Source organism: Roseibium sp. HPY-6 (assembly GCF_040530035.1).
In the GTDB taxonomy this organism is placed as follows: Bacteria; Pseudomonadota; Alphaproteobacteria; order Rhizobiales; family Stappiaceae; genus Roseibium.
On the sequence record NZ_JBEWCD010000002.1, the window covers coordinates 1,576,555 to 1,601,699 of the forward strand.

19 protein-coding genes are annotated in these 25,145 nt (G+C 58.3%); 18 read left to right on the forward strand and 1 reads right to left on the reverse strand.

Translation table 11 applies throughout. The annotated features are described in order from the left end of the window. The first annotated feature begins 117 nt into the window (after positions 1-117). The 7 genes from ABVF61_RS18615 to ABVF61_RS18645 all read left to right on the forward strand — a co-directional run bounded on the left by ABVF61_RS18615 (position 118) and on the right by ABVF61_RS18645 (position 9,186). A complete protein-coding gene (locus ABVF61_RS18615; protein WP_353995030.1) occupies positions 118-822 on the forward strand; it encodes a DUF3540 domain-containing protein in 705 nt (234 codons plus the stop codon). A gap of 59 nt (positions 823-881) precedes the next feature. Further along, positions 882-3,866, forward strand: a complete 2,985-nt coding sequence (locus ABVF61_RS18620; RefSeq protein WP_353995031.1) for a DUF2169 family type VI secretion system accessory protein — start codon at positions 882-884, stop codon at positions 3,864-3,866. After that, positions 3,863-4,933 (forward strand): pentapeptide repeat-containing protein, encoded by a 1,071-nt coding sequence (locus tag ABVF61_RS18625; protein WP_353995032.1) that lies wholly within the window; start codon positions 3,863-3,865, stop codon positions 4,931-4,933. Before ABVF61_RS18620 ends, ABVF61_RS18625 begins: the two co-directional genes overlap by 4 nt. Before the next feature lie 11 nt (positions 4,934-4,944). Further along, positions 4,945-5,337, forward strand: a complete 393-nt coding sequence (locus ABVF61_RS18630; RefSeq protein ID WP_353995033.1) for a DUF4150 domain-containing protein — start codon at positions 4,945-4,947, stop codon at positions 5,335-5,337. A 33-nt stretch (positions 5,338-5,370) separates the two neighbouring features. Continuing rightward, positions 5,371-6,327: a hypothetical protein gene (locus tag ABVF61_RS18635; RefSeq protein ID WP_353995034.1), complete on the forward strand. Its 957-nt coding sequence runs from the start codon at positions 5,371-5,373 to the stop codon at positions 6,325-6,327. Positions 6,328-6,354: 27 nt separating this feature from the next. Next, positions 6,355-8,151 carry a tetratricopeptide repeat protein gene (locus ABVF61_RS18640; RefSeq protein ID WP_353995035.1) on the forward strand — a complete coding sequence of 599 codons (1,797 nt, stop codon included), beginning with the start codon at positions 6,355-6,357 and terminating at the stop codon, positions 8,149-8,151. Positions 8,152-8,232: 81 nt separating this feature from the next. Continuing rightward, positions 8,233-9,186 carry a hydrogen peroxide-inducible genes activator gene (locus ABVF61_RS18645; RefSeq protein WP_353995036.1) on the forward strand — a complete coding sequence of 318 codons (954 nt, stop codon included), beginning with the start codon at positions 8,233-8,235 and terminating at the stop codon, positions 9,184-9,186. 126 nt (positions 9,187-9,312) lie between these two features. Here ABVF61_RS18645 and ABVF61_RS18650 read toward each other — a convergent pair whose 3' ends face one another. Further along, positions 9,313-9,828 carry a redoxin domain-containing protein gene (locus ABVF61_RS18650; RefSeq protein WP_353995037.1) on the reverse strand — a complete coding sequence of 172 codons (516 nt, stop codon included), beginning with the start codon at positions 9,826-9,828 and terminating at the stop codon, positions 9,313-9,315. Positions 9,829-10,210: 382 nt separating this feature from the next. Between ABVF61_RS18650 and ABVF61_RS18655 the strand changes: the two genes are divergently transcribed. From ABVF61_RS18655 to ABVF61_RS18705, 11 genes are all read left to right on the forward strand, one after another. After that, on the forward strand, positions 10,211-11,467 hold the full coding sequence (locus ABVF61_RS18655) for an ABC transporter substrate-binding protein (protein ID WP_353995038.1): 1,257 nt from the start codon (positions 10,211-10,213) through the stop codon (positions 11,465-11,467). Between the two features lie 83 nt (positions 11,468-11,550). Continuing rightward, the gene (locus tag ABVF61_RS18660) at positions 11,551-12,699 is read left to right on the forward strand and encodes an iron-containing alcohol dehydrogenase (RefSeq protein WP_353995039.1); all 1,149 of its coding nucleotides are present in this window, start codon (positions 11,551-11,553) and stop codon (positions 12,697-12,699) included. Next, the gene (locus ABVF61_RS18665; protein WP_353995040.1) at positions 12,699-14,129 is read left to right on the forward strand and encodes an aldehyde dehydrogenase family protein; all 1,431 of its coding nucleotides are present in this window, start codon (positions 12,699-12,701) and stop codon (positions 14,127-14,129) included. Before ABVF61_RS18660 ends, ABVF61_RS18665 begins: the two co-directional genes overlap by 1 nt. A 149-nt stretch (positions 14,130-14,278) precedes the next feature. Next, entirely contained in the window at positions 14,279-15,112 is an 834-nt protein-coding gene (locus ABVF61_RS18670; RefSeq protein ID WP_353995041.1) for a helix-turn-helix domain-containing protein, read from the forward strand. Between the two features lie 204 nt (positions 15,113-15,316). Next, positions 15,317-16,330, forward strand: coding sequence for a branched-chain amino acid ABC transporter permease (locus ABVF61_RS18675; protein WP_353995042.1), 1,014 nt, complete (start codon positions 15,317-15,319; stop codon positions 16,328-16,330). Positions 16,331-16,333: 3 nt separating this feature from the next. Continuing rightward, positions 16,334-17,401 (forward strand): branched-chain amino acid ABC transporter permease, encoded by a 1,068-nt coding sequence (locus ABVF61_RS18680; protein WP_353995043.1) that lies wholly within the window; start codon positions 16,334-16,336, stop codon positions 17,399-17,401. Further along, on the forward strand, positions 17,398-18,213 hold the full coding sequence (locus ABVF61_RS18685) for an ABC transporter ATP-binding protein (protein WP_502949976.1): 816 nt from the start codon (positions 17,398-17,400) through the stop codon (positions 18,211-18,213). The genes ABVF61_RS18680 and ABVF61_RS18685 overlap by 4 nt, the downstream gene beginning before the upstream one ends. After that, on the forward strand, positions 18,206-20,374 hold the full coding sequence (locus tag ABVF61_RS18690; protein ID WP_353995044.1) for an ABC transporter permease: 2,169 nt from the start codon (positions 18,206-18,208) through the stop codon (positions 20,372-20,374). The genes ABVF61_RS18685 and ABVF61_RS18690 overlap by 8 nt, the downstream gene beginning before the upstream one ends. 2 nt (positions 20,375-20,376) lie before the next feature. After that, entirely contained in the window at positions 20,377-21,204 is an 828-nt protein-coding gene (locus ABVF61_RS18695) for a phosphoenolpyruvate hydrolase family protein (protein WP_502949977.1), read from the forward strand. Between the two features lie 21 nt (positions 21,205-21,225). Further along, positions 21,226-24,708: a flotillin family protein gene (locus tag ABVF61_RS18700; protein ID WP_353995045.1), complete on the forward strand. Its 3,483-nt coding sequence runs from the start codon at positions 21,226-21,228 to the stop codon at positions 24,706-24,708. Beyond that, positions 24,708-25,145 (forward strand): SRPBCC family protein, encoded by a 438-nt coding sequence (locus ABVF61_RS18705; RefSeq protein ID WP_353995046.1) that lies wholly within the window; start codon positions 24,708-24,710, stop codon positions 25,143-25,145. Before ABVF61_RS18700 ends, ABVF61_RS18705 begins: the two co-directional genes overlap by 1 nt.

A 25,145-nucleotide genomic window follows, 5' to 3' on the forward strand; every position in this document is an offset into this window, starting at 1 on the left:
CAATTTCCCCAGTGTTTAGAAACTTGAAAAGACTATCTGCTATCCCTCAACCAGTGCAGGCACTGCAATCAAAAAGAGTGCGATTGCAAGAGACGAAGACGGGATGGGAGGCTGGTTTTGGGAAAGCAGGCAAACACCAGGGTTTTTGAGGCCGGGCCACAAGCTGTGGAACCCGATCTCCTGAGCGTCATTGCGCCGCTGGTCAAGGAAACGCCTGTCACGCGCACAACCGGGAAAATCGTGTCGCAGTACGGGGCCTCCTTCGTGGTTCAATCCGGCGGCAAACCTGTCACCTCTTCCAGAGCTGTGTCTTGTCTCGTTGGGCCGGAAGTCGGCGACATCGTTGTCCTGATGGACACCGGCGAGGGCGCTTTCATTACGGATGTATTGCGCAGAGAGGCGGAGGCTGCCGGATCGTTGAAGATAGATCTTTCCCGCGCGGATGGCTCGCCGCAGCAGGCTGTTTTGTCTGCTGGCAGCCTCAAACTGGAGGCAGACGAGAGGCTGGATGCATCGGCGGGCGAGATTGCGTTTCAGTTCAAGAACCTGCTCATGAGCGGCGATCAGGTTGCGATGGTCGGGCGGAAACTCGTGACATCAATGCAGGAGATCCTGACGCAGGCGGGCAAGCTTCTTGCGACGTATGACATGACTTCAACGCGTGCGCAGCACCGTATCGACAGTGTCACGGAGACTGACCAGCTGAAAGCAGGGTCGATCCAGACGCAGGCGGAAACGGTTGCCATCAGTCAGGCAGGGTCGGCGATCGTTGTTGCGAAGGAAGACGTGCGGATGGACGGCAAGCGGATCACCATGGGTTAAGCCATGCAGGTCTTGAGTTTTGCGTTGATCACCGGCCGTCTGTTTCCAGGATTCCTCGAATGCGCGTGATAAAGCCCCAGCGTCTTGGTCTTCTGACCAAAACCATGCCTTACCAAGGGGCAGGGCTCTTTGTTGTATCCACGTTCTCAATGTTCGATCTTCTCAATCCGGACGAGATACTGGCAGAAACCGCAATGTGGCCCCTTGTTGCCAAGGAGTTGCCGGAAGGTGCGGTCTTCGATGCTGCGTATCCCAAGCCGCATGGCGAGTTTCTGGTCGCCGGCAGGGCCATGTCCCGCGAGCCGGTTCGTGCCATGCATGTGGCTGTTTCTGTTGGGGAATTGGGTAGGTATCTCTCCGTATTCGGCGACCGTTACTGGGAAACGGGTCCCGATGGTCCGACATTTTCCGAGCCACTACCGTTCACCGAGATCCCTTTGACGCCGGCGCGCGCTTACGGCGGAGAGGGCTTCGCGCCAAACCCTGCGGGGCAGGGTGCGCATGCGCTTGAATTGGGTGCGGCAATCCCGCGCCTAACTTTGCCGAATGTGGAGGTCGCGGGCTCGGAGATCATCTCGATTGCCGATCGCCCGGCTCCTGCCCTTGTCGGCCCGATCGCGTTGGATGACCCGGCGCGCATTGCGCTTGCGGGAACCTATGATAAGGCCTGGGTTGAGCAACGGATGCCGGACTGGCCGGCTGATTTCAATCCGCAATTTTTCATGGCGGCAGCAGCGAGTCAGCAGACCAAGTCCTATTTCACAGGCGATGAACCGATACGCGTTGTCGGCATGTCGGCGCATCATCCGGACATAAAGTCATGCCTGCCGGGCTTGAGGGCCCGAACATTTGTTCAAGATGCGTCTTCACAGTCCGGTCTCAGTGAGATCGCGATGCATATCGACACCGTTTGGATCTTCGGATCTGAACTCAAGGGAGTCGTTGTCCATCGCGGGGTCATGCCGGTCTCCGACCGTGATGGCCGTGATATCACGGATGTTATGATTGCCTACGAGCGTATGGGCGACGAGCCAAGGTCTGGTGATCATTACAGGGAAGTGTTCAGACTGCGGACCGATCCTGACGAGGCACACAAGTATCTCCTGGCCGATGGTCAGTTGTCTCCCGCAGAAGATCCGGAGGAAATCGAGCGGCGCGAGCAGGGCCGCCGCGAAGCAGCGGAAACCAGGCAATCGAAATGGACGGAGAGCCGGCAGTGGCGTCTTGAACGCCTCTTTTCAGAACAGGGCCTCCCGGCAACGCTCGTCCCGGCGATCGATGAGCCTGAAATCAAACCGCTTTCGTTGCCGAGCAAAGAAGATGTAGAGCGCGGCGACGTCGATATTGCACGGCTTATCTCAGACGTGGAAGACTTGCGCCGTGAGGCGGAACTCAAGTCGGACATGGCGAATGCCGAAATCTACGGTCTGGTGAAACAGATCGGAGTAACGCCCCCGATTGTCCCGCCAGCAAGTCTCGACGAAATGGAAGCCCTCGGCCATGGCGCAAGTCCGGAAAAGGGCTACCTGCCGTCTTTCGATCAGCTGCTGCCACAACAAACGCTCGATCAGATTTTGCAGGATTTCGAGAACGCGCCGAAGTCGGCACTGGATGCGCCTTCGCAGCCCGACCCGGCGCTGGCATTCGAAAAAGCCAAGGCAAGGTTTCTGAAAGAGCCGGCCGCTGGATTGTTATCCGCCGCAAAAGACCTGATGAATACGATCCCTGCGAGCCCGTCTGCCCCGGCACTTGTGGACCAGCCTCAGGGGGCGGCAGTTGCCAATTCCGATAAGCCGGCGAAACCCGCAAACGCGGCTCTCGACGACTTTCTGGCAGGTGCCTTTCCGGCTGCAAACAATGGCGAAGGGTCAACGCTGGATACCATCTCTGCCGCGATAGTAGGCAAAAAGTCCGCAGAACCCGATACCGGCGCGGCGATCAGCTCCGCGCAGGGTCAATTGAACGCGGCTGAGGACGAACTGGAAGATGCACTTGCAAGTGTTCGCAGGACCGCTGTTGAAGCAATCGCACCACTGGAACCGGTCGGAGCAGAAGCTGCAGAACTCCTCGGTTCATTTGTCAGATCGTATCTGGAAGAAGGCGGCTCCCTCGCGGGCCGGGATCTTGCCGGCGCGCAGCTTGCGGGCCTTGCCCTGGATGGCGTGAACCTTTCGGGCAGCTTTCTGGAGCGCTGCGAACTTTCCGGATCGTCCATGCGCGGTTCGGATTGCAAAAAGGCGGTATTCAGTGGAGGGGCGCTTTCAGGAACGGATTGCACCCGGGCTGATTTTTCGGAAGCAAACCTGAGTGGTGTCGGTGCTTCGCAGGCCATCTTTGAGCAAGCTGTCTTCAAGGATATGACGGTCTTCAAGGCAGACTTTTCAGAATGCGACTTTTCTGGCGCGTCCTTTGAAAACTGCACCTTTGTCGAGTGCAGATTTTCGAAAGCGCGTTTTGCCGGATCCACCCTAAAAAACTGTTCTTTTGCCCAGTCGGACATGAATGCGGTCGCATTTGACGACGCAAAGCTCGAAAAGACCGGTTTCCTATCCTGTGGGCTGGACCGCTCGCGCTGGTCGGGAGCGGCAATGACGAAAGTCTCTTATGCTGATGTGAGCTTCAAGAATGTTGTGGTGGAAAAGGCACAGCTTGAAGAGTGCGGCTGGTTCGGCGGAACCGACATGCGCGGAACAAATTTCTCGCACATACACGCGTTCAAGTGCGGGTTTCAGGACGCAGTAATGCGTGAAACGGCGTTCGTCGGCGCTGTCGTTGAAGAATCTAACCTGGCCGGCACCGATCTTGAGCTGTCGGATATGCGTCTTTCTTCGTGGCGCGGCAGTCTCTTCGCCTTTTCGAAAATCCGGCGTGCGGATCTCTTCGGTGCAAATTTGCGCGAAGCCAGTCTGCATGCGGCTGATCTGACGCAGAGCAGCCTGCGTGCTGCAAACTTTCACCAGACGGACTTGTCCGAGGCCGTTCTCGCTTTCGCCGATCTCACGCGCTCGAACCTGCACTTTACCAATTTGGAGGCGCGGCCGTGATCACGCTTGATGACCTCTCCGATTTCATTCGCCATGAGGCTCCGGTTATCGACGCAAACTTTGCCGGTAGCGACTTCTCCGGAATGGATCTTGCCGGCGGGGTGTTCCTGCGCACCGACTTTTCGAGTGCCAATCTGACCGGAACCGATCTTTCCCGCTGCGTCTTCACGGATTGCAAACTGGAAGGCGCGCGCTTCGATGGCACAAAGAGCGACCAGGCTGTTTTCTTCAAGTCGCGTTTGGCCCGCGCCGGGATGAGTGGATGCTGGTTCGAAAAGACATCATTCGTGGAAACGTCCATGGAAGGTGCAAGTCTGGCCGGCGCAAACATCATGGCCAGCCAGTTCATAAACGTCGGCTTTGATGGCGCGGACTTGAGCGGCGCGGCGCTTTTGAACAGCGCGATGATTGATTGCACGGCCGGAACCATGGTCCTCTCCGATGCGCTCATCGAGGGAACGGTTCTGGTCGGAGCCGACCTGTCGAATGCCGAGTTTGAAGATGTCATTCTTCAGTCCGCAATGTTCATCAAATGCGATTTGAGTGCACTGGACCTGTCCGACACGCCAGTCATGAAATGCGGCTTTATCGAGAGTGAACTGACAGGCTGCCTCTTTGAACGCGCTGATCTGTCCGGCAGTATCCTGGCCGGCAGCCGCCTGGCGGGCGTCTCCTTCGCCGAGGCAATCGCGGAAATGACGATTTTCAGCGGCGCAGACCTGCAACAGGCTGTTTTTACAGGGGCAAAGCTCGATATGGCCAACTTCAACGGCAGCGATCTGCGCATGGCGGATCTTTCTGCGAGTTCGTGCGCCAAAGCCCAATTTGACAAGGCGGACTGCCGCGGAACCGTTTTCTCAGGCGGCGACTTGAGTTTGTCGAATTTTTCGAATTGCAACCTCGACGGCGCCAACCTGTCGAGAACCAAGCTCGATATGGCCGACTTTCATAATGCCAGCGTGACATCCGCCTTCACGGCAGGAGCACATGGTTCGATCCGCAGGACCGATGATGAACGATTGATCCGCGAAATCTACGACCCGCGCACGGTCGCGCTGGCTGACTGAAGGAGACGCGTTTGTTCGCCAATACAAGCCTCGGAGCCATGAGCCTCGGCATCGTTGATGTCTGCAACATCACGACCCCTGCCGGACCGGTGCCAACGCCGTTTGTCAACATAGCGACATCAACCACCGCGGTGCCGAACGTATTGAACATCTTCATTACCGCGTCGCCCGTCCACAATCTCCTGACGTCCACCACGATCACAAGTGGTGACGAGGCAGGCACGGCGCTCGGAGTGGCCTCCGGAACCATCATCGGCCCCAGCCGCCATCTGCTCGGATCATTCAAGACGTTTTTCAGCACCGCACCGGCGACGCGGCTATTGGATAGCACCATGCAGAACTCGACCAATTCGGTAGGAACAACCCTGACGCCGAGCCAATGCAAAGTGTTGGTGCTGAGTTAGTCAGGGGACCCTGAAACCCGAAAGGAAACTGGTATGTCAGGCAGTGAGACCGTCGACGACGCAGATTATGTCGTCACACAAAGTGACACCGCGGACCAATTGAACGCGACGGTCCTGATCCCTGATGCCAGCAGCGCCTCGGCTGATGCTTCGTCTTTGACCAAAGACACCAGCAGCTTCCTGCGCATCGGCCAATACAACGCAACGGAAGAAGGCGACAGGTCACCGTCCAACATGACCAGTGCGTCCCGGGGTGTCCTGATACAAACCACCGGCGGCCTTTTCTTCACCGCCAACGAAGATGCCTATCACGAGTACAAATCCAATCTCGACATTCATATAGCAGGCAATGTCACCAGTGCCGTCGACGGAAACAGCACGACGACAATTTCCGGGACGAGTGATGTCAATACGACCGGGCTCAGCCGGCAGACGGGTGAGAGCATCACGATATCGACCGGAAGCTATACGGACATTCAGCCGAACGCGACCAAGGATATCCGGCTGAAATCCGACAACAAAGTCGATATTGAAAGCGACGAGGGTGTGAAACTCGCGGTTGGCAGCAGTCACTATGCCAAGATTTCCAGCGAAGGTCTGTGGGAGACGAACTTCGCCGATGCGATCGATGTGACGACGGGAACAACACACAGCCGCTTCGGTGGCTGGACCACGGAGGAGTATTACGGCGGGTCCTTCGAATTCAAGATTGCCGGCACGATCTCTCTGGCCTTTTCGATCAGCATCGACATCAGTCTGCTGCTCGACATATCGGTTTCCAATATCAGTATGGAAGTCAGCGCCATAACCATGGGCTACACCCGGATCGATATTGAAGTCTCCTATCTCAACATGAACATGACGGATATCGAGGTTTCGAGAGCTCTTGCGGAAGTGAAGACAAGAGATGCGCTCGAGATCACGGATGCGAGCGCAGTCCTGTCCAAAACGGCGGTCAAACTTGCGACCGGATTGCAAATCATGTCCTGACAAGGCCTCTTTTCAGAAGCAACCAAGATGAACCTGACTACTCCGGAAAAATGCGATGCGGCTGAACGGCTGATCGAAAAAGGCAGGTTTGAAGACGCCGAGTTTCTTCTCGATCAGGTGCTGGAAAGCCATCCTTCTGAGATGCGAGCACTGGTTTCCAAGGCTGGGCTGCATATGAAAGCGGGCCGGCTTCCTGATGCAAAGCGTTGCCTGCAAGGCGCCTACGACAAGAACCCCGGTGTCCCGCTCGTTCTGAGCAACATGGCCAGCCTCGCTTTGCTGGAAAGCCGCGTGCCCGACGCGATCACACATTTGCTGGAAGCCAACGCTCTTCAGCCGGATTTCTTTCCGGCCGTACTTCTGCTTGCGCAGATCCATCAACAGGCTGGCGATATGCGCCAAGCTTCCAAGTGGCTTGCCGAGGCGTCCAGGCTCAAGCCCGGCAATACTGATGTTCTGGTTGCAAGCGCCGCTTTTGAACTGTCCCGCGAGCGGATCAGCGAGGCAACGGCGCTTTATGACAAGGCACTTGCAATCGACCCTGATCATGTCCCGGCGCTTTCAGGCCTCGCCCAGTTACGTGCCTTGGCGGGAGACTATGAAGCAGCTGGCGAACTTGCGAAAAGGGCACATCTCCTTGCTCCGACAGATCCCGATACCGCCGTGATCCTGGCGCGAACCTACCAGAAAGCGGGCGCGCTTGCCGACGCTCAAAAGCTGATAGAGCGTTTCAGAAACCGGTATGCGGATTACGCCCCGGTGGTGTTGCAAGCCGCCGAAATCCTGATTGCCCGTGGTCAGGTTGCCGAGGCCTTGTCGGTCTGCGCGGCATGGCTGCGAAAGTCACCAGCCGATGCAGTCCGGATTGTCGGTTTCCTGAAAGTTCTGAAAAAGGCAGGCGCTTGGAAACAGATCGACCAGATGTGCGGGACGCTGCCTGAAGATGTGAGCGCGCGCGACTTGGTCCGCAGTCTGCGGGAAGAAGCGCTTCATGCGCTCGGGCGATCTGAAGAGGCCTGGGCGTCGTGGGCAGCACGCCGCGAACTTGCACCCGGACGCCCGGAAACGCCCCTTCATGTGACGCTGCCCGGCCGCACGCCACTGTTGGACGAACTTGTCTTGATGCGATTTGCCAATGCCTGGGCGAACGTTGGTCCGATCAAAAGATCGGGTCCGTCGTTGATCGACGGGCTCTGGAAGAAGCTCACGGCGTCGTCAGGAATTGACGTCGTATCCGAAGACCCGCAGCTTGGTCTCAATGGGCGTGGTGAACTTCTGGCAGACCTTGCTGCGCGTACCTGCCTTAACGCACACGACATGGCGTGCTTCAAACCCTATCTTGCTGCTGAACCTGCAAGAGAGAACGAATGGCGACAGGCGTTGCCACAGGATGAAAGGCCTCTTGTTGGTGTTTTCTGGGAGGGGACAGCGCCGGGACTGCAGATCGATCATCTGATGAAGGTTTTTGCAGGCAAGCCTTATGTTCCTGTCAGTCTTCAGTTCGATGAGGCACGGCACCAGCTGCGGATGTGGCCGGAGGCGATCGATGCAGGTGTCGCGCTTGCTGGCCTGGAAGATATTGTCAACGTGGTTAACTGCCTGGATCTCGTCGTCGGTCCGGACGGTATTCCACTTCATATCGCCGGTGCGCTGGGACGCAAAGGCGTTGCAGTTCTGCCGGAAAATCATGAATGGTATTGGGCGGGCACTGGCGCTGAGAGCCTGTGGTATCCGTCTGTGAAGCGAATTGTCAGGCCGATCGATCCGACCTGGAAAGATGCAATTTGTGCACTTTCATCGGAAATCGACATGCATTTGTCATGAAATTCGACGCCAAATATTGTAAACAAACAGTTAAGCCATGAGTGGCACGACGGGCGTCGAGTTTCAATTGACGAGGACAATGTGGCCCAGATTACGCTCAAAATCATGACGTATTTCGAAGCTCTTGTCAGACTTGGGAGCGTCTCCGAAGCCGCGCGGCATCTTTCCGTTTCAGAACCGGCAATGATGAAAAAGGTTGAAGAGTTTCAGCGCAGCGCTGAGGTGCCGCTCTACAACCAACATGGGGACACTTTCGAGGCGACACCGGCTGGTCAGGAGATCGCCGAACGCATGCGCAAGGTCCTGCAGCAGACCCACGAAATAGAACTGCGCGCATCTATGTCCGGGCCAGCACTGACGGGACGTTTCCGTCTCGGAGTGATACCCACGATAGCTCCATATCTTCTACCGGCTCTGTTGCCAGGGCTGCAGTCGGCATATCCTCAACTGAACCTTGAAATTCGGGAAACGCGCACGAAGGCGCTGCTGGACGAATTGTCTATCGGCTCTGTAGATGCACTGCTGCTGGCGCTTCCTGTCGATCAGCCAAATGTTTCCGTTCTACCGCTCTTTGAAGATCCGCTGGTTCTCGCACGCCGGCGCGGGGCGCCTGACGCCGGTCCCATGGTGACGTTCGGCACCGATGAGATCGAGCCGAATGGTCTCGATCCTCGTGCGGTCGATCCGGGAGGGCTGATCCTGCTCGAAGACGGTCATTGTTTGCGTGAGCACGCGCTGATGCATTGCGGTGTCAGCCAGAACGTGCAGTTGCCGGCGCTTGGAACGACCAGTCTGGCGACTGTCATTCAGCTTGTGTCCAATGGCCTTGGCGAAACCCTGCTTCCGCAAATGGCGCTGAAGGTGGAAAGCCGGAACCCTGACCTTGAAATCGTACACTTCAAGGATCCGATCCCCTCACGCGAAATCGGGCTTGTCTATCGCACGGGCACGGTGCGCGAACAGGACATCGAGGCGCTCGGGAAAGCCATTCAGGACGCACGCCTGACCGATATCGGCAGTCAGGCGGCGGAATAACAAGTCGCTATCGTGGCGCTGTGCCGTGGCGCTTGGCTGCTCGGTACATGAAACGAAAAGCGGGGACACGAGTTGGCCGGCTTCAGTCAGGCGTGTGATGATTTGAGGCCACTGCCATTTAAAACGCTAAGCTGTGCCTCGGGTCGGGCGGTTGTTGTTGATGTTGAAAATCATGCCGTCGAGCAACTCTTCGAGGTCGGGCCGCGCCGCAGGTCCGTTTGAAATATCAACCAGCATCAAGGTGCCGTCAGGGCGGATGCCGAACGCCCCGGGCTCAGCAAAGCGGTCCGAGGTTTCGGCTTCGGACAGAGGGTCCGACACGTAGAGCCCAAGCGCACGCGCCTGATCTTCGCTCAGCCCGTAACACAAATCAAAGGCCCAACCGAATTCAGCCTGATCTGCCTTGGCTTTCTCCTCGGTATCCGTAGATACGACCACCACGTCCATGACGGCGGTCCAATCCGACAGCGCAGCATCCAGCTTGTTTAGAAACCGCTTGCAGCGCGGGCAGTGTTTGCCGCGATACACGAACAGCATCGTCCACCGATCCTTTGGCGCACCGACTTGTACGGAACCGCCTCCGAGCTTCGACAAGTTGAGGGTGGGCACCGGAGCGTCGACATTGGGCTTGGGCGAGGTCACTGGAAATCCTGTCAAATGTGGGTTGCGGGAAGGAAGTCCTGCATACCCGCCAATGCCTGTACCTTCAAGTTATTGTCGGGATTGATTTGGCAGTGGAGCCGCGTCAACGAATTGGTTCCGCGAGCGTCTTGACCGCGTTTCTTTGACGGCACGGCGACTAATATAGGGCCCTTTGCCAAACAATCTGCGCGTCCCGTTCAAACGCGGACACCCTCAAAAACAGACTGTGCGTTATATCACCCGTACTCTCCGAGATAGGTCGAAACCCCTGTCTGACGCATGCTGACTGCATTGCCGTTGACGCAAGTGCTGGCCGGTTTTTCTGAAGGTTTCCGGCCTCCTGCGTAATCAAAAGCGGCTGATGATTCGTTGGGAGGAACGGATGAAAAAGCATCTTCTGGCCGCTGTCTCCGCGGCTGCATTCCTGTCGACCGGCGCTGCGTTCGCGTCGGACGGGCCCCTGAAAGTGGGTGTACTGGCAACGCTTGAGGGCACCTATACGGTCCTGGGCGAAGATGGCGTGCGCGGTCTGAAAACTGCAATGGCCGTCAAGGGTGAAAAGGCCGGCGGCCGAGATATCGAACTGATTATTCAGTCAACCGATGCGTCTCCGGACAGTGCTGTGCGCGGTGCGCGCAAGCTGGTGGAGCAGGACAAGGTCGATATTGTCATCGGTCCCCTTTCGGGATCTGAAGGCATCGCCATTCGTGATTATTCCAAGACACAGCCACAAGTCACGTTCCTGAACGGGATCTCCGGCGCGCAAGAGACAACTTACGTCACACCGTCCGATAACTTCTTCCGTTTCAACACGGACGGCGCCCAGTGGTCCGCGGGCCTTGGGGACTATGTGTTCAACGAAAAGGGTTGGAAATCCGTCGCAACGATCGGCGAGGACTATTCCTTCATCTATACGCAGGTCTTCGGCTTCGCGCTTGAATTCTGCCAGGCCGGCGGCGAAATCACCGAACGCTTCTGGGTTCCTCTCGGCACCAAGGATTTCGGCTCGATCATTGCATCGCTTCCGGACGACGTTGACGCGATCTATCTCGGCCTGGGTGGCGGTGATGCCGTCAACTTCCTCAACCAGTATCAGCAGGCCGGTGGCGATGCCAACCTGATCGGCGGCTCGATCATGGTTGACGGCACGGTTCTCAATTCCAAGGGTGACGCGAAAAACGCGCTCATCGGCACACCTTCTGCCGGTCCGCAGGCAGATACCTGGGACGATGCCAACTGGAAGGCCTATGTGAAGGCTTATCAGGACGCGTTCCCGCCGGATCAGCGGTTCCCGAGTCCGTCGCTTCTGGCGACCGGATATTACAACGCCACCACGGCGGCGATGACGTGTCTAGACGAAGTCGGCGGTGACTTGTCCGACGGTCATGCCAAGTTCCGCGCATGCCTTTCCAACCTCGAACTGGACGCGCCGAACGGCAAGATAACACTTGATGGCAACCGCCAGGCGATTGGTGCCAATTTCGTGTCTGAAGTTGCAGAGCAGGAAGACGGTACGCTGGTCACCAAGCTCGTCGCGATCAAGGACAATGTTCCGCAAACGCTGGGCATTGATCCGGAAGTGTTTGCAAAGATCGGCCTCCCAAGCCGCGAAACGCCTGAGTGCAAGGCGTCTTACTGACCGCAAAGTACCGGGCGGCCTCGCCGCCGCCCGGTTCACGTTCCAGGCCGCAGGCTGTCACAGCTTCTTCTTGAGATCTGGCCATGACTTTGATCACATACGTCACGCGAGTGCACTTTGCCGATGGCGTTTTGGAAGAAGCGCTATGGTCGGAAGTGGAAGTCAATCGCAAGATCCGGCCGCTCATCGTAACCGACGAAACACACCTCAACAGCGAACTCTACGAGCGATTGCTTGCCGGACTGCCCGTCCGTACGTCAGTTGAAGTCATCAGTGATATTCCCGAAATACCCAATGAACAGGCCGCGCGCCGCGTTGCCGAGACTTTTGAGTCGACCGGTCGCGATCTGCTGATTGCCTTTGGCCGCAATACGGCGATCGATCTGGCGAAAATCTCGCGCATCTCGATTGCGCATGACGCTCCGCTGGAGACCTTTTCCTATGCCACCGGCGGTTCCCGCAGAATCGGGGACAGTTTGCCGGATCTTTACGCGGTTCCCGGCATTCAGGGGTTCGGATCCGCGGTGAGTGCGCACGCGCCTGTCGTTCTGATGGACGGTGAACGCACCCGGCTGATGTGCAAGAAACTTGTGCCCACCGTCACGATCTGCGACCCTACGCTGACCTTGGGGGCGAGCCCCATTGAAAGCGCAAGTGCAGGCGCGGATGCTCTTGGCCGGTGTGTCGAAGCCTATCTGTCGCCCGGCTATAACCCGCCGGCGGACGGTATCGCCCTCGATGGGCTGGGCCGGGTTCTCGCCAATCTTCATTCTGTGCTGGAAAATGACAGCGTAACCGCGCGCCGGGAAATGATGGCCGCAAGTCTGAATGGCGCGCTGGCGCTTCAAAAGGGACTTGGAACCATTCACGCCATCGGGTGTGCGCTGGAAACCGTCGTGAAACGGCGTCTCGATCCGGGCGCCCTGAGCCGCCTGTTGCTTCCTGCTGTCCTGCAATTCAACGCGGATGCTGCGCGCGACAAGTTCATGACCTTGCAAAACCTCTTCAGTCCGGGAGGAGGCGGTACGCCCGCGAGCAGTGTCACGGAGTTTCTTCAGGCGTTACCGCTCCCGGGAAGCCTTGCGGAGATGGGCATTGGCGAAGAAGAACTTCGGATTGCCGCAGATCTTGCCGCATCCGATCTCGCGGCCGTGCGGAGCCCGCGTGCGCTCAGCAGCTCAAGCCTGTTTTCGATCATGAAATCTGTCCACCTGGAAAACCGGGTCGCCTGATGAAACCTTTGCTTATCAATGGGGAATGGGTGACGTCCGCAAGCGCTGCGGAAAACCGGAACCCTTCCGACACAAGTGACGTCATCGACCTTTATGCCCATGCCGGTGTTCCCGAGACACAGGCAGCGATCGAAGCAGCGGTTGCGGCAGCCCCCGGATGGGCTGAGACCACACCCCAGGAACGGTTCGTGATCCTGAACAGGACTGCGGATGAACTGACTGCCCGCAAGCAGGAAATCGGCACTTTGCTGTCGCGCGAAGAGGGGAAAACGCTTCGCGAAGGCATTCTGGAAACGGACCGCGCCGCGAACATTTTCCGTTTCTTTGCCGGGGAATGCGTCCGCCAGACGGGCGACCTGATCCGTTCGGTGCGCCCCGGAATAGATGTTGAGGTGACACGGGAACCTCTGGGCGTTGTCGGTATTATTACACCCTGGAATTTCCCGATCGCCATCCCGTCCTGGAAAATTGCGCCGGCGCTATGCCATGGCAACGCCGTCGTATTCAAGCCGGCTGAACTGGTGCCGGGTTGCGCGTGGGTTCTGGCGGACATTCTCAAAAGGGCCGGGCTTCCCGATGGCGTTTTGAACCTGGTGACCGGAAAAGGGTCGGTTGTCGGTCAAACGATGCTCGACGCGCCGCAGATCAACGGCATCACGTTTACCGGATCACAGGGCGTTGGTCACCGGGTCGCAGAGGCATGCCTCAAGCATCTCCGCAAGGTTCAGCTCGAAATGGGTGGCAAGAACCCCCTGGTGGTGCTTGACGATGCGGATCTCGATCAGGCCGTGGAGGTTGCCGTCGATGGCGCATACTTCGCGACCGGGCAGCGCTGCACGGCCTCCTCGCGCCTGATTGTAACCGAAGGAATTTTCAGCCGTTTTGTGGAACGGCTGGTTGATAGGTGCAAGACCCTTCGCGTCGGGCACGCCCTTGCAGAAGGAACAGATGTTGGTCCTGTCGCAAGCGCTGATCAGCTTCAAACGGATCTGAAATACATCGATATCGGCCGGTCGCAGGGCGGTAATCTGCGTTGCGGTGGCGAGCTGCTGCGCCGAGAGACGGAGGGTTACTTTCTGCAGCCGGCGCTCTTTACCGATACGACCAACGACATGCGGATCAACACAGAGGAGGTCTTTGGACCCGTTGCTGCTGTGATCAGGGTGAAAGACTACGAAGAAGCTCTTTGGACTGCCAACGAAACCGACTTCGGACTGTGCTCGGGCATATGCACGACCAGCCTCAAACACGCGGCACATTTCCGCAAGAACTCCAAGGCAGGCATGGTCATGGTCAACTTGCCCACCGCAGGCGTGGACTATCACGTTCCGTTTGGTGGCACGAAAGGATCAAGTTACGGGCCAAGGGAACAGGGCAGTTACGCGCGCGAGTTTTTCAGCACAGTAAAAACGGGATATGTGCGCGCCTGACTACTGCAATGCAGCATGAATTTCAGTCTGATTTCGTAACTCTAAGTCTCTTTGTGAGGCGCTTTGTCTTGCAAATAAGCAATTTTACGAGGTTTAATTCAGGAAACAAAAAATAAAACGGCCGCGATAATCCTCGGGAGGAGGGGACTATGAGCGAAGCGATATCCGTTCACCACGGTGAATTCGGGCGCGCAGCTCTTTATAAGCTGGATAAGCCAATCATCACGCATGCCCACCGGGAAGGGCATCTCATCTTCTACCTGAGCGGAGCGGAAGCAAAGGTCAGTGTTTCGGGGCGCTGGATTGCCGCGGACAAGAATACCGCCGTGGCCGTAAGTCCATGGGAGCAGCACAGCTTCCATCTGAAGGACAAGTATCCGGCAGAAGCATGTCTTTGCCTTGTCCTCTACATCAAGCCGATCTGGTTTCTAGAAAACAGCCAATCCGCTGAATTCGCTTTGAATTTCGGAAGATCCTTTATCTCCATGACGCCTGATGTCTCCAATTGGGTCAAGCGTCTGACATCGCTGCTTCTGGATGGCGGCAATGAACATCTGTTCGACGGATATCTCTACCGCACAACGTTACAGTGCTTCGAGCAATCCTGGCGGCATGCTGACCGCAATTCGGTTTTGAGCGACAGTCGTCATCGCTTCACCGACTACAGGGTGCGCCGGTCGCTCAGACTGATGCAGGAAAACTATACGGAAGAAGTTGAAGTCGAGTGGCTGGCACGTGAGGTCGGCTTGTCGCGTCCCCATTTCTTCAAGCTTTTCAAGAAGCAAATGGGCATCACGCCCAATCTGTATCTGAACACGCTGCGTGCGGAACAGGCCATTTCCGATCTCATGACGACTGACAAGTCGGTTACTGAAATCAGCTATGATCTTGGCTTTTCCTCACAGGCGAGCTTCACAAGGTTCTTCTCTTCGAACGTCGGCATTCCGCCAAGCGATTACCGCCGTGTGGCTCACGTCACTTGAGCGGTCCGGCCGGTAGCCGGCGGATCTCAATTATGCCGATGATAGGCCAACAGAGAAGACTATCGGGTACGTCGAATCCGGAGCTTCGCACTTAGCCTTTCCTAAAGCCAACGACTTGAGTGTCGAACGCGCTATGGGAGGGCGTCGCAAGATGCGACATGACTTTGTCGGTCAGACAACCGGTGAAGGATGCAGGAGCTTCGCATGAGGGACTTCGCATCAAAGCATCCGGTCTGGACGATCATCATACTGCTGGCAGTTGCGGTCTTCATTTGGCTGATCTTTGCCGTATGGCCGAAAGAGCTTGTAGATGTCATCGGCCGCAAGAAGGTGTTCCTGAACGCTGTCTTCAACGGCATCACACTCGGTGGTCTCTATTTCCTTGTGGCCAGCGGCTTTACTTTGATTTTCGGCCTGATGCGCAACGTCAATCTGGCCCACGGCTCGCTTTATCTGCTCGGCGGATACATCGGCTATTTCGTCGCCAGTTCCACCGGCTACTGGCTTCTTGCCTTTCCCGTTGCCTTTGTTCTCGTCGCGATCGTCGGCATCTTCATGCAGATATTCATCTTCCGCCGGATGGAAGGTCAGGATCTCAGGCAAACGCTCGTCACGATCGGTATTTCCATCGTCATGGCGGACCTGATGCTCTGGGGGTTCGGCGGAGATTTCTACAATATCTCCCCACCCAGCTGGCTGAGTGGACCAATGGAAACACTGCTGGTGACGGGCGTGAAGCGCTCGTCGGGCGAACTGATTTACCTGAAGTATCCGGTGGTCAGGGTGGTGATTTTTTTGGCTTCGGTCGTCATCGGCGTCGCCATGTGGCTGATCCTCAACCGGACACAGATCGGCATGATGATCCGGGCCGGTGTCGATGATCGTGACATGCTGTCGGCGACCGGCGCGCGCATTCAGCTGGTCTTTGTCGGCGTCTTTGCCTTCGGCGCAGGTCTTGCCGGGATTGCGGGCGTTGTTGGAGGCACGTTCCAGTCCGTCGCCCCGGGAGAAGACATCAGGTTTCTCCTGGCTTCGCTTGTCGTCGTCATTGTCGGCGGCATGGGCTCGATCACTGGCGCCGCCCTTGGTGCACTTCTGATCGGCCTCGCGGAACAATTCGGCTCGGTTTACTTCCCGACTTATGCGGTCGTGCTCACATTCCTGATCATGGTTCTGGTGCTAGCCTTCCGTCCTCAGGGCCTTATGGGAAGGTCGTGATCCATGGCGTTGGTTGAAGGCACCCCGGCAAACAAGGTGCGCGATGCACGTGAGCGGGACTGGTTCGAGCGGATCCCGGCGGGTTATTGGGTTGTCTGCATAGCCCTGTTGATCATGCCGGCCTTCGCAAGCGAGTTCACGCTTTACCAGGTGTTCGGTTGGTCGTTCATTCTCGGCATGATCTCGCTCAGCCTGATGTTCCTCGGCGGTTATGGCGGGATGGTAAGCCTCGTGCAGATGTCAGTGGCGGGCCTCGCCGGCTACATGGTCGCGATCTTTGGCGATAGTGCGATCACGGATATCAGTCTGGGCTGGCCCTGGTACATCGCCATTCCCCTTGCGTTGATGGTTGCGATCGTGTTCGGCACGATCGTCGGTTCGCTCGCCGTGCGCACCGAAGGTATCTACACGATCATGATCACGCTCGCGGTGGCAGCGGCGTTCTTCTACTTCACGCGTCAGAACTACGCCGTCTTCAACGGGTTTTCCGGATTTAACGGAGTGTTGCCACCAAATCTGTTCGGCGTTGATTGGCGGCAGAGTATTCCGTTTTACTACCTGACACTGTTCTGGGCGGCAGTTTCGTATTTTGCAGTGCTCTACATATCGCGCGCTCCCTTCGGTCTTGCGTTGCAAGGCGTGCGCGACAATCCCCGCAGGATGGCGGCGCTCGGCTACAACGTGAACGCCCACCGGATCGCGGCCTATGCCTTCGCTGCACTGATCGCCGGAACCGGCGGCATTTTGCTGACCTGGCAATCCGCCCAGATCTCCCCTGGAACGGCCGGGATCGGTCCTGCCATCGATATTCTCGTGATTGCGGTCATCGGCGGAATGAGCCGCCCGATCGGACCGTTCATCGGCGCGTTCATCTACGTGCTCCTGAAAACTTTTGCCATCGACGTGTTGCTGTCGGTCGGCCTGAGCGGCGAACGGTTTCAGCTGCTGATCGGGCTTGGTTTCCTGGCGATCGTCTTCTTTTCACCTGACGGCTTGCTGGGGCTATGGGATCGTTGGCAGGAATACCGCAAGCGCGATCCCCTTCTGGACAGAAGTGAGGATCGCCTGTGACGCTCCTCGACGCCCCCAGCACATCTGTCTCTGACCGGCTGAGTGTTACCGGAACGGCGAATGCGCTGGAGTTGCGCGGCGTCAGCAAGCTGTTTGGCGCATTGACCGCACTCTCTGATATCGACCTGATCGTCAAGCCCGGCGAACGGCGCGCGGTGCTGGGGTCGAATGGCGCCGGAAAAACCACATTGTTCAATTGCATCACGGGAGACTTCGCGCCGACAACGGGCTCGATCCGGTTTTTCGGTGAGGAAGTGGCTGCGTTCCCGGCACAGGAGCGCATTCGGCGCGGACTGCGCAGGACTTACCAGATCTCGCTTCTGTTCACCGGCCTTTCGGTTCTCGACAACGTCTATCTCGCGTGCTGCGGTGTCTCACGCGGACGGTTCTCGTTCATTCGACCCCGCCGGGACGATGCGCTGATGGCGAGCGCCGAGAACCTTGTGCATGTGGTGCATCTGGATGAATCGCGGGACACCAAGGTTTCGGAACTCTCGTACGGACAGCAAAGGCAATTGGAAATCGCCATGGCGCTGTCCGGAGCACCGCGGTTCATTCTCTTTGACGAACCTGCGGCCGGGCTCTCGCCGACAGAGCGGCAGGAGCTTATCGAAATTCTGACCGGATTGCCCGGGCACATGGGTTTCATCATCATCGAACACGACATGGATGTCGCCCTGCGCGTCGCTGAGTCAGTCACGATGATGCATAACGGCCGGATCTTCAAAGAGGGCAAACCGGCAGAAATCGAAGACGACGAGGAAGTACAGGCGCTCTATCTGGGCGGAGAGGAGGGGCTTGGCCATGGCTGACCGTTCATCCCCCGCCTTGGAGATCAAGGATCTCAACGTTTTCTATGGTCAGTCGCACGCACTCCAAGGCGTCAATCTGACGCTTGACCATGGCGTCCTGTCCGTTGTCGGGCGCAACGGTATGGGCAAGACGACGACTTGCAAGGCAATCATGGGTCTCGTCCCTGTTGCGTCCGGTTCAATCAGCCTGTCCGGTCGCAATCTGTCGGGGCTCGGTCCTGCAGAAATCGCGCGTCTCGGTATTGGATATGTGCCGCAGGGGCGGCGTCTTTGGAGATCGCTGACCGTCGACGAACACCTGAAACTGGTTGCAAGGCGTGGTGGTGCCTGGACACCGGAGCGGGTCTATTCAGTCTTCCCCAGACTGGCGGAGCGGCGCAGCAACGGCGGCGCACAGCTCTCGGGCGGTGAACAGCAGATGCTGGCGATCGGCCGGGCCCTGCTGCTCAATCCGAGACTATTGGTCATGGATGAGCCCACGGAAGGGCTTGCGCCCGTGATCGTCAATCAGGTCGCCGAGATGCTGGTTCGCCTTGGCGAAGAAGGCGATATCGACGTTCTGGTGATTGAGCAGAATATAGGTGTTGCTTGCGCGGTTGCCGATCAGGTCGCGATCATGGTCAATGGCCGCATCAACCGCATCTTGCCGTCGTCCCAACTGGCGTCCGATCGGGACCTGCAACAGGCTCTCCTGGGTGTCGGTCGCCATGCCCACGACGAAACACCGGTTCCGGTTCGCGATCAGGAGCCGGATCAGGCCGTGCCGTCATCACCGCATGTCCAACGGATCTACCTCTCCAACCCGAAAACGCCGACACGCTGGTCGCGGCCTGTGCCCGTCCGTGTCATTGAAAACACCTCCCGGACAAGCACGTCTGTGGCCGCGACGGCACAACAGAATGTCACGCCGCTCTATGCACAGCGGACATCCGGTGGAGCAATGGTCTATGTCGCCGGAACGCTCGACACCAAGGGCGAGGAACTGCGCTACATTCGCGATGTGCTGAAAGCCGAGGACCTGACGGTTCGCCTTGTGGACTTGTCGACTAGCGGGAAACCGTCCGGCGCGGAAGTCCCGCCACACGCGGTCGCTGCCTTTCACCCACGTGGCGCCAATGGTGTCTTCACCGGCGACCGGGGTACCGCGGTTGCCGGCATGACCCTCGCTTTTGAGCGATGGATGCGGGCGCAGACCGATGTAGCGGGTGTCATTTCCGCGGGCGGTTCCGGCGGCACGGCGCTTGTGAGCCCAGCCATGCGGGCGCTTCCGGTCGGCATCCCGAAGGTGATCGTATCTACGGTCGCCAGCGGCAACGTGGAACAATATGTCGGCCCGTCCGATATCATAATGCTGCACTCGGTTGCGGACGTGCAGGGACTGAATTCGATCACCCGGGAAGTCCTCGGCAACGGGGCCGGTGCGCTTGCAGGGGCAGTGCGCGCCCGCAAGAAGCGCAAGCCGGTCCAGAACGCCAAGCCTGCAATCGGCTTGACCATGTTCGGCGTGACCACCCCATGCGTTCAGCAAGTGACGGCTGCGCTCGAGAGTGATTTCGACTGCCTGGTTTTCCACGCCACCGGCGTCGGCGGGCGTTCCATGGAGAAGCTTATGGACAGCGGCATGCTGTCAGCCGTTATCGATCTCACGACAACGGAAATCTGCGACATGGTCGCCGGTGGTGTTTTCGCTGCGAACGAAGACAGGTTCGGCGCATCGATCCGGGCAGGCCTTCCCTATATCGGAGCATGCGGCGCGCTCGACATGGTCAATTTCAATGCGCCCGAAACAGTGCCTGAAAAATATCGCAGCCGGCTTTTCTACGAGCACAATCCGCAGATCACGCTGATGCGCACGACCGTCGATGAGAATATCGAAATGGGCCGCTTTATCGGATCGCGGCTCAACGAGATGACAGGTCCCGTGCGGTTCTTCCTGCCGGAAGGCGGAGTTTCTCTGCTGGATGCACCTGGCATGGCCTTCCACGACCCGGCCGCCGACGAGGCCCTTTTCCGATCTCTCGAAGACACCGTCCGTCAGACCAGCGAACGCAGGCTGATCAGGGTACCCCACAACATCAACGACCCGGAATTTGCCGACCTGATCGTCGAAACCTTCCGCGGCTTCCATTCCAGCCGGCGCAGCCGTGCAGCAGGAGACTGACCATGTTTGAACGCAAACAGCTTGTCGAAAAGTACCGGGCGATGATCGCACGCGGCGAGCCGATCATTGGTGGCGGTGCCGGCACGGGGCTCTCGGCAAAGGGCGAGGAAGCTGGCGGGATTGACCTGATCGTCATCTACAACTCCGGACGATACCGGATGGCGGGCCGAGGCAGCCTCGCCGGTTTGATGCCTTACGGTGATGCCAACTCCGTGGTGATGGAAATGGCCGGCGAGGTCCTGCCGGTCGTGAAGAACACGCCGGTTCTGGCAGGCGTGTGCGCATCGGATCCGTTTCGGTTGATGGACAAGTTCCTTGATGAAGTGAAGTCCGCTGGATTTTCAGGCGTTCAGAACTTTCCGACCGTCGGCCTGATCGACGGCAACTTCAGGGCTAACCTGGAGGAAACCGGCATGTCCTATCAGCTCGAAGTGGACATGATTGCGATGGCGCACGAGAAGGACATGCTCACGACGCCATACGTCTTTTCCACTGAGGATGCGACGGCGATGGCAAAGGCCGGTGCGGACATCATCGTCTGCCACCTTGGCCTGACGACGGGCGGGAGCATTGGCGCTGAAACCTCGCTCAAGCTCTCAGACTGTCCGGCAATTGTCGATGAATGGTCCGCTGCAGCACTGGCGGTCAATCCGGACGCCGTCGTTCTGGTCCATGGCGGCCCGGTCGCCATGCCCGAGGACGCAGAATTCGTCTTGAAGAATACGCGCAACTGCCACGGCTTCTACGGCGCATCGTCAATGGAGCGTTTGCCGACAGAAATCGCGCTCGTCGAACAAACCAAAAAATTCAAGGAAATCCGCGGCTCTTGAGCCGGGGTGGGAGGATCGATCATGGCTGGTCAGCTCATCGGGCAATTGGTGCTTTGGCTCATTCTCGCGGTCATTGTTGTTTTTATTCTCTACTGGGTGATGCACTGGCTTTACCGGCGCTCGACCAAGGAAGTTGCCTTCGTGCGAACGGGGTTCCTGGGCGAGAAGGTCGTGATCGACGGCGGCGCCTTTGTGTGGCCGATCATCCACGACATCACGCCGGTCAACATGAATTCGCTACAGATGGGGCTGACACGCGAAAAGGAAGACGCGCTCATCACGAAAGACCGATTACGCGTCGACGTGGATGCGGAGTTTTACGTCCGCGTCGGTCAGACGAAAACTGCGGTCAGCCTGGCGGCGTCAACGCTTGGGCGGCGCACGCTGGAACCGGAGCGCATCCATTCTTTGCTGTCGGGTAAATTCGTCTCGGCGCTGAGAACCGTCGCCTCCGAAATGACGATGGAGGAGCTTCACGAAAGCCGGCATGTCTATGTCGACCGGGTGTTGGAAGCGGCTCAGGTCGGGCTCGACAAGAACGGGCTGGAGCTGGAAAGCGTTGCCATCACCGACATCGACCAGACCGGTATCGAGTATTTCAATCCCTCCAACCGGTTTGACGCCGAAGGCCTGACAACCGTTATCCGTGAAATCGAAGATCGCCGGAAACTGCGTAACGACATCGAGCAGGATTCCATGATCCGCATCCGTTCGCGCAATCTGGAAGCGGAAAAGCAGGTGCTCGACATTGAACGTGAAAGCGAAAATGCGCGCCTGGAGCAGGAACGTGAGATTGAATTCCGCCGCGCGCAGCAGCACACGGATCTCGTCCGGGAGCGTGCGGAGCGGGAGAAAGAAGCCGAACAGGCATCGCTTTTGAGCCGCGAAGCAATCGAAACGGCACGGATTGAAAACGAACGGCTGATTTCCGAGGCGCGGATCGCTTCGGAAAAGGAAGTCCGCCAGAAGGAAATAGACCGGCAGCGGGTCATCGACGAAGCGGAAATCGTAACGCGTGAGGCCGTCGAAAAAGCGCGCATCGGCCAGGAAAAGAACCTCACCGAAGAGCGCATCAAGACGCAGCAGATGACGGAAGCCGCCGACATTGCCGCCAAGGAAGCGGTGGAAAAGGCGAGGATTGCTCAGGAACGGACGCTGACCGAGGCGCGCATTGCCAAGGATCGCGAAACGGAAGCTCTCGAAATCGAACGCAGGAAGACGATCGAGGAGACGGATATCGCCGCGCGTGAGCTGATCGAAAAGGCGAAGATCGCGCAGGAAGAAGCCGTCACGGAAGCGCGGATTACGTTCGAACGCTCGACCCGCGAGCGGGAAATCGCCCGCAATCTCGCGGTAGAGCAGGCCGAGATCGCCTCGCGCGAGGCGGCTGAAAAACTGCGGGTCGCACAGGAGCAGACGGTCAACGCTTCGCGTATTGAGGCCGACCGCGAAACCCGCCGCCTTGAAATCGAGCGTCAGAAAATTCTGGAAGAGGCGGAGATCGCCAGCCAGAAGGCGACAGAAGCGGCACGTATCGCGCGCGAAAAGGCCCTCTCCACCGAGCGCATTGCCTCCGAACAGGCGACCCGCGCACTGGAGATTGAACGCCAGCGCGAGATCGATATCGCCCAGATCGCCGCGCGCGAGGAAACCAACAAGACCCGGATTGCCCAGGAAGAGCGTATCCGGAACCTTGAAATTTCCTCCAACAAGGCGATCGATGAAGCAGAGATCGCCGCACGTGAAGCCGTTGAGAAGGCACGGATCGCCCAGGACAAGCAACTCTCCTTCGAGCGCATTGCAGCGCAGGAAGCGACCGACGAGCGCGATGTTGCCCGCCAGGCAGCCCTGGATGCGGCCAATATCGCCGCCAAGGAAGCAACGGAAGCCAAGCGGATTGCCCAGGAGAAGGTGATTGCGGCCGAACGCATTTCTTTCGAACAGGAGACCCGCGGGCTCGAGATCGCGCGTAACAAGGCCGTCGAGGAAGCCGAGATTGCCGCGCGCGAAGCCGTCGATGCGGCAAGGATCGCGCAGGAAGCCAAGATCACGCTGCAGCGGATCGAGAGCGAAGAAACGACACGCGAACGCGACGTCGCCCGTGCAAAGGCCATCGAGGCGGCGGAAATTGCCAAGATCGAGGCAACGGAAGCGGCACGCATTGCCAAGGAAAAGAAAGTCGCGGCAGAGCGTATCGCATACGAGCAGGATCTGAGAGAGCGCGAAATCGCCCGCAACCGCGCGGTCGATGTCGCCAATATCTCCGCTCAGGAACTGGTGGAAGCTGCACGTATCGCGCAGGAGAACAAGGTCCGTACGGCCGAGATCGCAAAGGACGCGGAAATCCGCACGCGCGAGATCGAAAAGACCGAAGCGATCGAAACGGCGGAAGTGTCGTCCCGACGTACTGTCGAACAGGTCCGGATTGCGCGGGAACAGGAAACGACGGCGGAAAAGATCGCGCGGGACGAAAAGATCCGCGCCCTGGAAATTGCCCGCAACCAGGCGATCGACGAAGCCCAGGTGGCGGCAGATCAGGCCGTCGAGGCGGCAAGGGTTGCCAAGGCGAAATCCATCGACGCGGAAAAGATCCTCGCCGAGCAGGAAATCGACGCCAAGAAGCTGGAGCGCAGAAAGGTGCTCGAGCAGCTCGAGATCGCCCGCGTCCAGGCATTGCGCGAAGCCGAAATCGTCAGCCAGGAAGAGATCGAACGCGCGCAGATTGCGTCAGAACGTGGCCTCGACGATGCCCGCATCGGTCATCAGACGGAGCGCAGACGTCTGGAGATCGAACGCGAGAAATCTGTCGAAAGCGCCCAGATGGACAAGGCAATCGAGCTCTACAAGAAGTCGCTTGATGAAAGCGCAGCTGCCGTAGAGGCCGAGGCTGCACGGGCGCGCGCTACCGAAGCGGCGGAAAAGGTCAAGACGGCTCAGGAAACCGAAGTTGCCACGCGCCGCAAGTCTGTCGACGTGGTTCTGGCCGAAAAGGATGCGGAGGAAAAACGCATCGCGGCGGAAGCCGAGCGCATTCGCAAGGCAGTGGAAGCCGAAGCTCAGAAGCTCATCAACGAGGCGGAAAACGTGCTTACGGACAGCGCCCGTCATTCCCTCTTCAAGCGCAAGATGCTCGAGCACGTCGAAGGCATTGTCGCCGCGTCGGTCAAGCCATTGGAGAAGATCAACGATATCAAGATCATGCAGCTCGGCGGCAACGGTGCGGCCGGTCTCGGATGGGCGGACGGCAACGGAGCGGCCACCGGTGGCGGTGGCGGCGGAGGCGGCAGCCCGACGGACGAGGTCATCAACTCGGCCCTGCGTTACCGCGTCCAGGCGCCGATGGTCGACAGCCTATTGAGCGATATCGGCATCGACGGCTCGAACCTGGCCAAGTCTGACGTGATGCGTACGGCCAACGACATGACGCGCGCGGCCAATGAAATGAAGCGGCTGAAAGCGGATGACAAGCCCAAGGGGTCCGGCTCTTCGAAGGAGAGCAAATAATGGCCCGCGTTTATACCTCTTCCGTGATCAATGCGCCGGCCGCAAAGGTCTGGGAGCGGATCCGCGACTTCAACGGCCTGCCGAAATGGCATCCGCGGATTCGCGAGAGCCGGATTGAAGACGCTCTGCCCGCAGACAAGATCGGCTGCATCCGCAACTTCAATCTGCAGAACGGGGACAATATCCGCGAGCAGCTGCTTGGGCTGTCCGACTACGACCTTTTCTACAGCTACTCAATGCTCGAGGGGCCGATGCCGCTCAGCGACTACATAGCGACACTCCGGCTGACACCCGTCACGGAAGGCGATCGTACCTTCATTGAGTGGTCCGCGGAATTTGAATGCAGCGCAGAAAACGAGGACGACCTGGTCACCGGGATTGGCAGCAATGTTTTTCAGGGAGGTTTCGACGCGCTGAAGAGGCACTTTGGGGGCTGA